This window comes from Sulfurospirillum oryzae, from assembly GCF_025770725.1.
Taxonomy (GTDB): Bacteria; Campylobacterota; Campylobacteria; order Campylobacterales; family Sulfurospirillaceae; genus Sulfurospirillum; species Sulfurospirillum oryzae.
Window position 1 is genome coordinate 854,000 of sequence record NZ_JANZKZ010000002.1, and the last position, 10,600, is coordinate 864,599.

The following is a 10,600-nucleotide window of genomic DNA, read 5'->3' on the forward strand; positions in this document are numbered from 1 at the left end:
TATGGTAAAAGTAGCATTAATCGGTCTTGGATCTATGGGTCAAAACCACTACAGAGTTTTAAAAAGTTTGCCAGAATTCGAACTTACAGCATTGTGCGACATTCAGCAAACCAGAGAATACGATGAGCCTTTTTACACAGACATTGATGAAATGTTAGAAAAAGCGGATATTCAAGCTGTTGTCATTGTTGTTCCAACCTTTTTGCATAAAAGTGTTGCACTCAAATGCCTTGCCAAAGGCAAAGATCTGTTTATCGAAAAACCCGTAGCTTCCAATTGTGACGAAGCCAAAGAGATTTTAGAAGCAGCAGCCAAAGCCAAAGCAAAAGTGTGCGTTGGTTACATTGAGCGTTTTAACCCTGTGGTTGAGGCACTTAAAAACGAGCTTGAAGGTAAAGAGATCTACAGTATTGGCATTACGCGCGTAGGACCGTTTCCTCCACGTATCGCAGATGTCGGTATCTTAACTGACCTCTCTGTGCATGATATTGATCTTATTCGCTACATCACAGAACACGAGATCGAAAAAGTCTCTATCTACAAATCACAAAAAATTCATAATCACCATGAAGACAACGCTATTTTATCGTTTCAACTTAGTGGCGAGATCGTTGCAAGCATTACGACCAACTGGCTAACACCGTTTCGTAAACGTACCATCGAAGTCGCAACCAAAGAGGGTTACTATGAGGCTGACTTGATGGCACAAGATTTGACGGAATACTCAGAATACCAAAAAAACAACTCTTATGTCATCCGCAAGATCATGCTTAAAAAAGAAGAGCCTTTGGTTCGCGAACACAAAGCGTTTGCTCAGTACATTGAAACGGGTGATCGTCATGGTTTAAGCACCATTGAAGACAGTATGATTACCCTCGACATCTCTTCTCGAAAGGCATAAATGGCACAAAAAGCGCTTGTACTTCTCAATATGGGAGGTCCTAACAACCTAGACGAAGTCAAGCTCTTTTTGTCAAATATGTTCAACGACAAAAATATCATCACCGTTAACAGTTCACTTTTAAGGCGTTTGATTGCCTTTATGATTACCACATCGCGCACGAAAAAAGCACAAGCCAATTACGCCAAACTTGGAGGCAAATCGCCTCTGGTTGGTTATACTAAAAAGTTGGTTGAAAAACTCCAACACGCACATCCTTCTTTACATGTAAGTTTTGCAATGCGCTATACCCCACCTTTTTGTGAAGGTGTTATTCGTGAGCTTCAAGAGAAAGGGATTGAAGAAGTTATTTTATTGCCACTGTATCCACATTACTCCACCACAACAACCAAGTCTTCCGTTGAAGATTTCAAGGATGTTGCAAAAGCGTTGGGATATACGGGGAAAATAAGTGTAATTGATCGTTTTTACGAAGATCAAAACTACAACCAACTGTTGGTCAAAAAGATCAAAGAAGCATTAGGGGAGAATGATCCTTCACAGATGGAGCTTATCTTTTCAGCACACTCACTGCCTCAAAAAATCATCGCTAATGGTGATCCGTATGAGAGCGAAATCACTTTACATGTAAAGCTCATTGAAAAACTTTTAGAAGAGTCAAACCTTCATTTTAAAACGATTCACATAGCCTATCAGTCCAAGTTAGGACCGGTTAAATGGTTAGAGCCTTCTTTGGAAGACAAGCTCTCCTCATTAAACACTAAAAATGCGCTCATTGTACCGATCTCATTTACGATTGATAATTCTGAAACAGAGTTTGAACTAAGCATGGAGTATGCAGAAGTAGCGGAAAAACTTGGATTTGAACGTTATTTAGTGGTAAAATGCCCAAATGATGATGAGGCTTTTGTAGCCGCTATTGGTAACTTGGTTGAATCTCAGATGAAGGCGTAAGATAACCGTTATCGACTAATTTTTCAATAATTCCTTTAAAGACAGGAACCGCACTTTGCGCTGCAAAGTAAGCTTGGCGTTTCTTGGCTTCACGTACCAAAACACCGATAGTATATTTGTTTTTCTTATCATTTACAAAGCCAAAAAATGAGCTGTTATACACTCTTACGTATTCGCCATCTTCTGCGATGTGAGCCGTTCCAGTCTTTCCACCAATCTCTAAGCCTTCCATTTTAGTACCTGTACCCGTACCTTGTTGAACAACTTTGATTAAAATCTTCTGCATACGTTTAGCCACAGCAACTGGAATAATCTGAGGATCAGCTATTTTTTCTGGAAAATATTCCTGCCCCGTAGGAGAAACCATTTTCTTAACCAAATGGGGTGTTAATATGCGACCGTTATTGTTAAAAACATTATAGGCCTTTAGTATCTGCATAAATGTTGCATTCATACCATAGCCATAACCCACTGTTGCTTTATAAATAGGTGAATTAAATCTATTAAGAGCAGGAATAATGCCAGGATTTTCAAAAGGTAAATCTACTCCCGTTCGTACCGAAAAGCCAAAGTCTTTAAGTCCTTGATAAAACTCAACCGCATCAAGCTTCTGCGCCACTTGTGCTGTACCGACGTTACTCGAATAGGCAACAACATCTTCAACACTCAATTTATCCGCTTTATGCTCATCCTTAATGACTTTCGTTCCAATTTTATAGCTTCCTCCGTAAACATTGACAATATCATACGGATTAAGTTTATTGGCTTTAAAAAGTAGCGCAAAAGTGATCGGCTTCATAACAGAACCTGGTTCGTAAATATACTCAATCGCTGAGATATTGAGTGCCGAATAATCCTTTTTCTCAATACTATCAGGATTAAAACGATTGCTTGAAGCCAGTGTCACAAATTCGCCTGTTTCACTGTTAATGACCGCTACAATAATCTCTTTTGCATCAAGATTTTTTTGTTGTTTATCCAGCAGGCTTTCAATAATTTTTTGCATCTTTAATGAAATACTCAAATGAACATCATAGCCATCAAATCTTCGTGATGAGACACTATTGCCATCTAAAATAATCGCATTCGAAATATCACGCGCACCAACAACCAACGAATCTTGAACCGAAGAGAGGCGGTCTTCATAAAATCGCTCAATACCTTTAACGCCTGTTGATTTGGTAATGTTTTTTTGCTCAATCTTTTTAACATACCCAACAATCGGTGTAACGGAGTCTGAAGACGGGTAAAGTCTGTACTCACCACTTTCAAGGACACTTAAACCGTGCAAGAAAGCAACGCCCGTTTTTGGGTCTTCATAACTTTTAAAAACACCCAATTTATAAAGTTTTCGGGAGAGTTCTTGGAGGTATTTTGCACTTTTTGAGTCAATGCGATACGAAAGAACTGTCGTGCCAACATTGGCATTGAGTGTTGCAGCGACAGCTTTAGGGTCATCCCCACTGTACAAAGAGTAAAGCTTTACAAAAAGATCAAATTTTTTAGGATCAATATTGCGTGTATCAATAATTGCTTTATAGAGTTTTTGGCTCGTAGCAATTTTGAAACCATCAGCACTAATGATGTTTCCACGAAGCGCATAATTGACTTCACTGTGTTCTAATTTGGGCAATCTTCTATCAATGGTCGCCCAGTAAAAAAGCGTTCCAAGGAAGATAATAAATCCAATAAGAACAACAACAAAGAGGAAAAGGATTTTAATTTTTTTGGCGTCAGATTGTTCCATGTAGGCGAAAAATTAGATCTGTGTCCTAGCAATCTCTTTGTAAGCACTGAGCGCTTTATTGCGGATCTCTAACATCATTTTCATATTGGTTTCTGCTTTGTTAATGGCAATAGCCGCTTGATGCAAGTCTTTCACTTCACCTGTGGCAATATCAGCCATCGCTTTATCACCTTTGACTTGGCTGTCATTGACCTCATCAAGAGATTCTTGTAAAATTTTTGAAAAACTTCCATTAGTAGTATCAGTTTTAGCAACAGTTGAATTGGACTTATTGGTTAATGATGAAATGGTATCGATTGTACTTGGCATTTACCTTATCCTTTTAAAATATCTATTGCACTTTGTGCGATGGATTTTGCACTTTGAAATGCTGAAACGTTTGCTTGATAGGCACGTGTCGCCTCAACAAGGTTAGACATCTCAATGACAGGGTTGACATTGGGGTATGCCACGTATCCCTCTTCATTTGCATCAGGATGAGTTGGGTCATATTTGTACTTAAATTCACTCTCATCACGTACCACTTTATCCACTTTGACACTCATTATAGCAGGATTGGCATTTTCTTGCAAGAATGGGTCATCTAGCGGGTTTTCATACTCAAGCAGATTATTTTGACTGGCAATTTTTTCGTTAAGTGTTTTATTAAAATCTATTGCTTTGAAAACAACATCTTTACGCTGATAAGGACCACCTTCACTGGTACGGGTTGTATTAGCATTCGCAATATTGGAGCTAATGACTTCCATACGATAGCGTTGAGCAGAGAGTCCATAACTGCTAATATCAAAACTACTTAAATATGCCATTTTTTTTCCTTACAACTTCGCTGAATATTCAATAACGCTTTTAAAAATAAGACTATCTTTTTGCAATGCCGAACTTAGAGCATTAAACATCATGGCGTTTTTGCCAAGCTCTGAGCTCTCTACGTCTAGATCAACGGTATTGCCATCATTTCGAGCCATTTGACCATCACGAAGATAAACGGTTGCTTTAGAGTTATCAAACCCTGTTGCACCTGTAAGATGAGAAGCATTGGTTTGCGCCATCTCAAGTTTAGAAGATGTATTACCATGCTCACCGTAAATCTCTTTAGATTTTTGAATCAAAGTACTCTCAAAATCGATGTCTCTTGACTTATAAAAAGGGGTGTCGATGTTTGCAATGTTGCTGGAAACGAGATCTTGACGCATTGCTCTAGCATTTAAGCCTTCAACCATCAATTTGTTTGATTTACTGATCTCAAAACCCATCTTTTTTCCTTCCGTGTATAAGTTACTTTATATAAGCAAATTTTATTCCAAATAGCGCGATTATAAGGTTTAATCTATTTTAGTGTAAAATGATATAAATTCTAACTATACAATAAGAAACCATGGAAACAGATAAAATACTTTTTTCACTTAGCACCTTTGCCATCTTTGTCGGCATCGTTTTTTCATTGTCTTTGCCAGTGTTTACAACACTTTTCTTTGACTATTCAGAATATCATTTCTTTGTCCGACAATTTGCAGTAGGAATGATCAGTATAACCATTATGTGGGCACTTTCACAAGTTGATCCTGATAAATTTCTCATGCATATTGGTTTTACAATCTTTCTGAGTTGTCTTCTTTTAATGGGTGTTATGCACTATCTGCCAGAATCGCTTGTCACCTCTGCGGGTGGTGCGAAACGATGGATCAGACTACCGGGTTTTTCACTCGCTCCGGTAGAGTTTTTTAAAATTGGCTTTGTTTACTTTCTAGCATGGAGTTTTGCGCGAAAGCTGAACAACAATAAAAAAACCCTCAAAGAAGAGATGAAACTTATTTTGCCGTATCTGGCTGTTTTCGTTTTGGTTATCTACTTAATTGCCGTCATGCAAAATGACCTTGGACAAGTTATCGTCTTAGCCCTTACCCTTGCGGTGATGGCATTTTTTGCAGGAACAAGTTTGCAACTCTTTATGCTTGCAATTTTGGGCTCTATTTTTGTCTTTTTAGTCGCTATCTTTAGTTCATCTCACCGAATTTTACGTATTAAAACATGGTGGGCAACAATTCAAAATATGGTTCTTTCCCTTTTCCCTGAAAAAATTGCGGCTGTTTTAAGAGTCGATGATGCCCCAGAGCCTTATCAGATTTCGCACTCTCTTAATGCGATTAAACATGGCGGAATTTTTGGTGAAGGCATTGGAAACGGCATGTTCAAGCTAGGCTATCTTAGTGAAGTTCATACCGACTTTGCGCTTGCAGGCATTGCTGAAGAGGTAGGCGCACTTGGCGTTACATTTTTAACCTTAGTTATTATGACCATTATTTACCGTATTTTTAAAATCGCGAGTCGAAGTACCAATAAAGTTTATTATCTTTTCTCACTTGGCATTGGACTTTTAATTGTTTTTTCTTTTTTGATGAATGCTTATGGTATCACTTCCATTACGCCTATTAAAGGTATCTCTGTTCCTTTTATTAGTTATGGAGGTAGTTCTATTTTAGCCCTTGCTGTAGGTATTGGCATGGTGTTGATGATCAGTAAAAAGGCGAAATTATGATAGCTATTACAGGTGGAGGTACTGGCGGACATCTTGTTATTGCGCGTGCGATTAAAGAAGAGCTCAATAACCGTGGAATGAAACCTATTTACATTGGCTCAACGGCAGGACAAGATAAATCATGGTTCGAACACGATACAGGATTTGAAAAAACTTACTTTCTTGAGAGTCAAGGCGTGGTCAATAAAAAAGGACTTCATAAACTTGTGACACTCTTTTCTATCATTCGTTCAGCCTTTACATGTAAAACTCTTTTTAAAAAACATCAGATCAAATATGTTTTTTCCGTAGGTGGTTACTCAGCTGCTCCTGCTTCTTTTGGAGCTTTGCTTTATGGAATCCCTCTTTATATTCACGAACAAAATGCCATTCAAGGTAAGCTCAATTCCCTTCTTCGTCCTTTTAGTAAAGCCTTTTTTAGCTCGTATGATAAAAATGCCATTGAAACAAGCTACCCTGTTAGTGAAGCTTTTTTCAAGATCAGACGAGTGCGTACGCACTTAAAAACCATCATCTTTTTAGGTGGCAGTCAAGGAGCCTCTTTTATCAATGCCCTTGCGCAAAAGCTAGCACCATTACTGCATCGTGAAGGCATTGCTATTATTCATCAAACAGGCAAGAAAGAGTTTGAAGCGATGAAAACATTTTATGAAGCAGAAGGTATACCTGCGGATGTCTTTGACTTTTCCAAAGAAATTCCAAACAAACTTGCATCTGCTGATTTTGCTATTAGCCGTTCGGGAGCTAGTACACTCTGGGAGCTTTGCGCCGCATCGGTTCCTGCTTTGTTTATTCCCTTTCCGCATGCCGCCGCGAATCATCAGTATTTTAATGCCAAAATGCTGGCAGATCAAAACTTGGCGCTTATTTTGGAACAAAGCAATGAAATTGACGCGAGCTCATTGTTAGAGCAAATTAAACAGATTGATCTCTTGCATGTCTCTGAAAGATTGGCACAAACAATCCATGCAGGTGGAGCTAAAGAAATTGTTGATACACTATTACAAAACCCAAAGAAGGAGAAACCATGTTAGAAAATCTTGTTGTTCGTATTGCAACTCGCGATGATGCTAAAGAGATTGCAACTTTCAATGTGCTCTTTGCCAAAGAGACCGTCAATAAAAATGTTCCGCTCGCACTTACTACTGAAGGCGTTCACCAAGTCTTCGCTAAATTCCATAATGGATTTTATATTATTGCAACTGTTGAAAATGTCATTATTGGACTCGCGATGATTACGCGAGAGTGGAGTGATTGGAGTAATGGTGCCTATTATTGTATTCAAAGTATTTTTGTGACAGACCACGAACATGAAAAAGAGATTCATGATGCACTTTTAGATAAAGCAAAAGATTTAGCGAAAGAACATTATGATGTATGTGGCATTAGACTTTACGTGCATAAAGATGATAAAGCGACACAAAAAGCGTATGAAGAGTTGGGATTACAGAAAACAAAATACAGGGTTTTTGAAGAGACGTTTTAAACGAAGTGGTGCGCCCGAAGGAATTCGAATCCCTGACCTCCGGTACCGCAAACCGATGCTCTATCCAGCTGAGCTACGAGCGCACATATTTGTTTGAGGTCGGTATTATATCTTAGCTAATATAAATTAAGTATTAAAAAAAGAGCCAAAATGTCATTTAGCATACAAAAATCACTTAGAACATCCGTGCGAAGCTCTTGGACGATTCTAAAGCTTATTGTTCCTATCTACATTTTGGCAGATATTTTATTCTATTACGACCTACTTTCACACATTACTTTCATTTTCAAACCTGTTGTTTCACTTTTAGGATTGCCTCAAGAAGCAGCTCTTTCCATCGTAAGCGGACTTTTCCTCAATCTTTATGCCGCTATCGCCTTTGCTGCGCCATTGGGACTTGGAGGCAAAGAGTGGACAATCTTAGCAGTCTTTTTAGGCATTGCGCACGCATTATTGGTTGAAACTGAAATTATGAAACGATTGGGTATTTCAAGACTTTATTCCATTTGTTTACGCTTAATTGTAGGGCTTTTAGTTGGATGGTTAACTTCAAGGCTTCCAGATGAATGGTTCAACCACGCAACCATCAGTACTGCTCTAGCGCCTGAGCATCCAATCTTTACTTCTCTTTTTGAATTACTTCAAAATTCTTTATACGAATCTTTTTCATTGTCATTGAAAATTATTACATTGGTTACAACGCTTATCTTTTTTCTTGATTTTATTAAATCACTCCCCATCATTGAAAAACATTCTCAAAAAGTTAATAGCGGTTTTTCCATTTTGGTTGGCGTCATTTTAGGGATTACGTATGGAGCGGGTATATTGATCTCTGAGTATGAAAAAGGGATATTGAAAAAAAGGGAGATTCTTTTTATTGGTACGTATTTGATGATATGCCATGCCATCATAGAAGACACGTTACTTTTTATCATCTTTGATGCCAATCCTTGGATCATTATGGGCTTACGCTTTAGTTTCGCAACACTGGTTTCTTATCTCGTCGTTAAATACTCTAAAACGACTTAAATTCTTGTGCATACACTTCATCCAATAGCTCTATAAAACCAACGGGCTCCATATAGCCAGCAAATTCATCGATGATTTTGAGATTATCGGGTGATAAAATCAAATTGGTCGGAAAATACTTTACATGTAATGCTTGTGGTAAGGCTGGATCATCTCGTTGTATACTTACGTGTAAATACTTTTTAGCGATTTGCTGCGCATATTTTGGGTCATCAAAAACCTCTTTTTGCATCTTAATGCAATAAGGACAAGACTCTTTTGTAACCGTTAGAAGAATCAATTTTTTTTCATGGAGTGCCTTTTGACGCTCTATATCCAAAAAATCCGCTTTTAAAGAACAGATACACAATGCTGATAGCATAAAGATTTTAAACCATCTTCTCATCTATTTTTTCTCAAATCTTTCTAAAAGAGTTACAAATTCACTTTTTGAAGCTGCCCCTTGTACTTCATAAAGTACTTGGGACGCATCACTGCTTACAAAATAAAACGTTGGTGTCATGCGAGATGTTAAAAGCTCAGGTATTTCATCTTTATTAATGTCTAATTTAAGAAACACATAGTGACGATCCAGTCTGTTTTTGACCTCTTCTTTAGAGAGAACAAACTTTTCCATTTTTTCACAGTAAGAACAAGATTCCATCACGAGTTCCACCAATATCAGCTTCTTTTGCGTTTGAGCTTTATCCATTGCTTCAGTTAAATTTGACGCAACAAGACTTAGACTCATTATTAAAAATCCACACAAAATCTTGATCATTTCGTTACCTTTTTACCTTTTTGTTGCACAAGAAGTCCGATTATAATAAAAATTAAACCAATAAAAGTTGAAAAAAGAATCGTCTCTCCAACAAATAAGGAAATAAACAGCAAAGATAAAAAAGGAGATATAAAAATGAGATTAGCAATTTTTGCAGTATTTGTACTTAGCTTCATCGCTTGCAACCACAAAACAAAGGTAATGCCCATCTCAAATACTCCCACATAGAATGACCCTAAAAAGCCATAGAAGTTAAACGTCAGAGGATGTGCAGTTACAAGTACATAAATAAAAATGGCAGGTACACCACAGAGAAAATTGATAAAAAGACCAATCAAAGGATCTACATGTAATTTTGTATTATAAATCCAAAACAATGACCATAAGAGCGTTGAAAAAAGTGCTAAAAAAACACCTGTAAGATTTGAAAAAGAAAAATTCCAAAGATCACCGTGCGTAGAGATAACTAAAACGCCAAAATAGCATATAAGTCCTGCCAAAAAATCATAAATACTTAATTTCTGTTTCAAAATAAAAACAGAGAGGTAGGTTAATGTTAAGGCCCACGTATAATTGATAGGTTGTGCCTCCTGTGCTGGTAAAAGCTCATAAGCACGGAAAAGTATCAAGTAATAGATAAATGGATTTATTAACCCCAATAAGGCTAGTTGTGCATAAGTCTTTTTTGAATACGTTAAAAGAGTGCAAAATTTTTTTTGATAGCACATAACAACAAAAAATACACCTAATGAAAAGAATGAGGCATAGAATAAAAGCTGTAACGCATCGAAATAGCGTAATGATAATTTAAAAGCACTTGCAACTGTTGACCAAAGAAGTACAGAAGATAATGCATAAATATAAGCTTTTTTTTGATTTTTTATCAAGGGAGACCGCCTTTAAATAAGACGAAATAAGAAAGAATAAAGGGAGTAAAAATCACGGAACTGGCAGCGACCTACGTTTCCATCCCAGTAAGGGAAAGTATTATCGGCGATGAAGAGCTTAGCTTCCTGGTTCGAAATGGGACAGGGCGTTTCCTCTTCTCTATAGCCACCAGAATCGTGAATTAAATCTATGTCGCATTATAGCGAAATAGGCTTAATTCACCATTCTTTTGGTGATTTTAGTATTGTCTAGTCAACAAAGCGCTTTACACTTAATAAGGAAGTGAAATAGCATTA

13 protein-coding genes, 1 tRNA gene and 1 rRNA gene are annotated in these 10,600 nt (G+C 37.5%); 6 read left to right on the top strand and 9 right to left on the bottom strand.

Annotation, left to right across the window (positions count from 1 at the left end; genetic code table 11):
• Position 1: 1 nt before the first annotated feature.
• Both N0B29_RS08705 and hemH read left to right on the top strand, forming a co-directional pair.
• Positions 2-901 carry a Gfo/Idh/MocA family protein gene (locus tag N0B29_RS08705; protein WP_263833313.1) on the top strand — a complete coding sequence of 300 codons (900 nt, stop codon included), beginning with the start codon at positions 2-4 and terminating at the stop codon, positions 899-901.
• Entirely contained in the window at positions 902-1,855 is a 954-nt protein-coding gene (gene hemH / locus N0B29_RS08710; protein WP_263833314.1) for a ferrochelatase, read from the top strand. It abuts the gene before it with no gap.
• Here hemH and N0B29_RS08715 read toward each other — a convergent pair.
• Genes N0B29_RS08715 through flgB form a run of 4 tightly spaced genes read right to left on the bottom strand, consistent with a single transcriptional unit; the run spans position 1,818 to position 4,858 of the window.
• Positions 1,818-3,602, bottom strand: a complete 1,785-nt coding sequence (locus N0B29_RS08715; RefSeq protein ID WP_263833315.1) for a peptidoglycan D,D-transpeptidase FtsI family protein — start codon at positions 3,600-3,602, stop codon at positions 1,818-1,820. The two genes, hemH and N0B29_RS08715, sit on opposite strands and share 38 nt — an antisense overlap.
• Before the next feature lie 12 nt (positions 3,603-3,614).
• Positions 3,615-3,911 (bottom strand): flagellar hook-basal body complex protein FliE, encoded by a 297-nt coding sequence (gene fliE / locus N0B29_RS08720; protein WP_263833316.1) that lies wholly within the window; start codon positions 3,909-3,911, stop codon positions 3,615-3,617.
• Between the two features lie 5 nt (positions 3,912-3,916).
• On the bottom strand, positions 3,917-4,411 hold the full coding sequence (gene flgC, locus N0B29_RS08725; protein ID WP_263833317.1) for a flagellar basal body rod protein FlgC: 495 nt from the start codon (positions 4,409-4,411) through the stop codon (positions 3,917-3,919).
• 9 nt (positions 4,412-4,420) lie between these two features.
• Positions 4,421-4,858 (bottom strand): flagellar basal body rod protein FlgB, encoded by a 438-nt coding sequence (gene flgB, locus N0B29_RS08730; protein WP_263833318.1) that lies wholly within the window; start codon positions 4,856-4,858, stop codon positions 4,421-4,423.
• Positions 4,859-4,980: 122 nt separating this feature from the next.
• Here flgB and N0B29_RS08735 point away from each other — a divergent pair, with 122 nt between their 5' ends.
• From N0B29_RS08735 to N0B29_RS08745, 3 genes are read left to right on the top strand one after another with little or no spacing between them, the layout of a single operon-like run.
• Positions 4,981-6,141, top strand: coding sequence for an FtsW/RodA/SpoVE family cell cycle protein (locus N0B29_RS08735; RefSeq protein WP_263833319.1), 1,161 nt, complete (start codon positions 4,981-4,983; stop codon positions 6,139-6,141).
• On the top strand, positions 6,138-7,175 hold the full coding sequence (locus tag N0B29_RS08740; RefSeq protein ID WP_263833320.1) for a UDP-N-acetylglucosamine--N-acetylmuramyl-(pentapeptide) pyrophosphoryl-undecaprenol N-acetylglucosamine transferase: 1,038 nt from the start codon (positions 6,138-6,140) through the stop codon (positions 7,173-7,175). Before N0B29_RS08735 ends, N0B29_RS08740 begins: the two co-directional genes overlap by 4 nt.
• Positions 7,169-7,627 carry a GNAT family N-acetyltransferase gene (locus tag N0B29_RS08745; RefSeq protein WP_263833321.1) on the top strand — a complete coding sequence of 153 codons (459 nt, stop codon included), beginning with the start codon at positions 7,169-7,171 and terminating at the stop codon, positions 7,625-7,627. Before N0B29_RS08740 ends, N0B29_RS08745 begins: the two co-directional genes overlap by 7 nt.
• 6 nt (positions 7,628-7,633) lie before the next feature.
• Here N0B29_RS08745 and N0B29_RS08750 read toward each other — a convergent pair.
• Positions 7,634-7,710: transfer RNA gene (locus N0B29_RS08750), tRNA-Arg, on the bottom strand.
• A gap of 67 nt (positions 7,711-7,777) precedes the next feature.
• On the opposite strand from N0B29_RS08750, the gene N0B29_RS08755 reads away from it, so the two are divergent.
• Complete coding sequence (locus tag N0B29_RS08755; protein ID WP_263833322.1) at positions 7,778-8,656, top strand: nucleoside recognition protein; 879 nt, start codon at positions 7,778-7,780, stop codon at positions 8,654-8,656.
• Here the strand turns inward: N0B29_RS08755 and N0B29_RS08760 are convergent.
• The 4 genes from N0B29_RS08760 to rrf all read right to left on the bottom strand — a co-directional run bounded on the left by N0B29_RS08760 (position 8,643) and on the right by rrf (position 10,477).
• On the bottom strand, positions 8,643-9,041 hold the full coding sequence (locus tag N0B29_RS08760) for a thioredoxin fold domain-containing protein (RefSeq protein WP_263833323.1): 399 nt from the start codon (positions 9,039-9,041) through the stop codon (positions 8,643-8,645). The two genes, N0B29_RS08755 and N0B29_RS08760, sit on opposite strands and share 14 nt — an antisense overlap.
• Positions 9,042-9,416: a thioredoxin fold domain-containing protein gene (locus N0B29_RS08765; RefSeq protein ID WP_263833324.1), complete on the bottom strand. Its 375-nt coding sequence runs from the start codon at positions 9,414-9,416 to the stop codon at positions 9,042-9,044. It lies immediately after the preceding gene.
• Positions 9,413-10,303 carry a DMT family transporter gene (locus N0B29_RS08770; RefSeq protein ID WP_263833325.1) on the bottom strand — a complete coding sequence of 297 codons (891 nt, stop codon included), beginning with the start codon at positions 10,301-10,303 and terminating at the stop codon, positions 9,413-9,415. The genes N0B29_RS08765 and N0B29_RS08770 overlap by 4 nt, the downstream gene beginning before the upstream one ends.
• 58 nt (positions 10,304-10,361) lie before the next feature.
• Positions 10,362-10,477: ribosomal RNA gene (gene rrf, locus N0B29_RS08775) — 5S ribosomal RNA — on the bottom strand.
• Between the last annotated feature and the right edge of the window lie 123 nt (positions 10,478-10,600).

Excerpts from the sequence above, each read along its gene's own strand:
- N0B29_RS08735 (WP_263833319.1), top strand. The coding sequence starts at position 4,981 with ATGGAAACAGATAAAATACTTTTTTCACTTAGCACCTTTGCCATCTTT.
- hemH (WP_263833314.1), top strand. The coding sequence starts at position 902 with ATGGCACAAAAAGCGCTTGTACTTCTCAATATGGGAGGTCCTAACAAC.
- N0B29_RS08740 (WP_263833320.1), top strand. The coding sequence starts at position 6,138 with ATGATAGCTATTACAGGTGGAGGTACTGGCGGACATCTTGTTATTGCG.
- N0B29_RS08705 (WP_263833313.1), top strand. The coding sequence starts at position 2 with ATGGTAAAAGTAGCATTAATCGGTCTTGGATCTATGGGTCAAAACCAC.
- N0B29_RS08765 (WP_263833324.1), bottom strand. The coding sequence starts at position 9,416 with ATGATCAAGATTTTGTGTGGATTTTTAATAATGAGTCTAAGTCTTGTT.
- flgC (WP_263833317.1), bottom strand. The coding sequence starts at position 4,411 with ATGGCATATTTAAGTAGTTTTGATATTAGCAGTTATGGACTCTCTGCT.
- N0B29_RS08745 (WP_263833321.1), top strand. The coding sequence starts at position 7,169 with ATGTTAGAAAATCTTGTTGTTCGTATTGCAACTCGCGATGATGCTAAA.
- fliE (WP_263833316.1), bottom strand. The coding sequence starts at position 3,911 with ATGCCAAGTACAATCGATACCATTTCATCATTAACCAATAAGTCCAAT.
- flgB (WP_263833318.1), bottom strand. The coding sequence starts at position 4,858 with ATGGGTTTTGAGATCAGTAAATCAAACAAATTGATGGTTGAAGGCTTA.
- N0B29_RS08715 (WP_263833315.1), bottom strand. The coding sequence starts at position 3,602 with ATGGAACAATCTGACGCCAAAAAAATTAAAATCCTTTTCCTCTTTGTT.
- N0B29_RS08760 (WP_263833323.1), bottom strand. The coding sequence starts at position 9,041 with ATGAGAAGATGGTTTAAAATCTTTATGCTATCAGCATTGTGTATCTGT.
- N0B29_RS08755 (WP_263833322.1), top strand. The coding sequence starts at position 7,778 with ATGTCATTTAGCATACAAAAATCACTTAGAACATCCGTGCGAAGCTCT.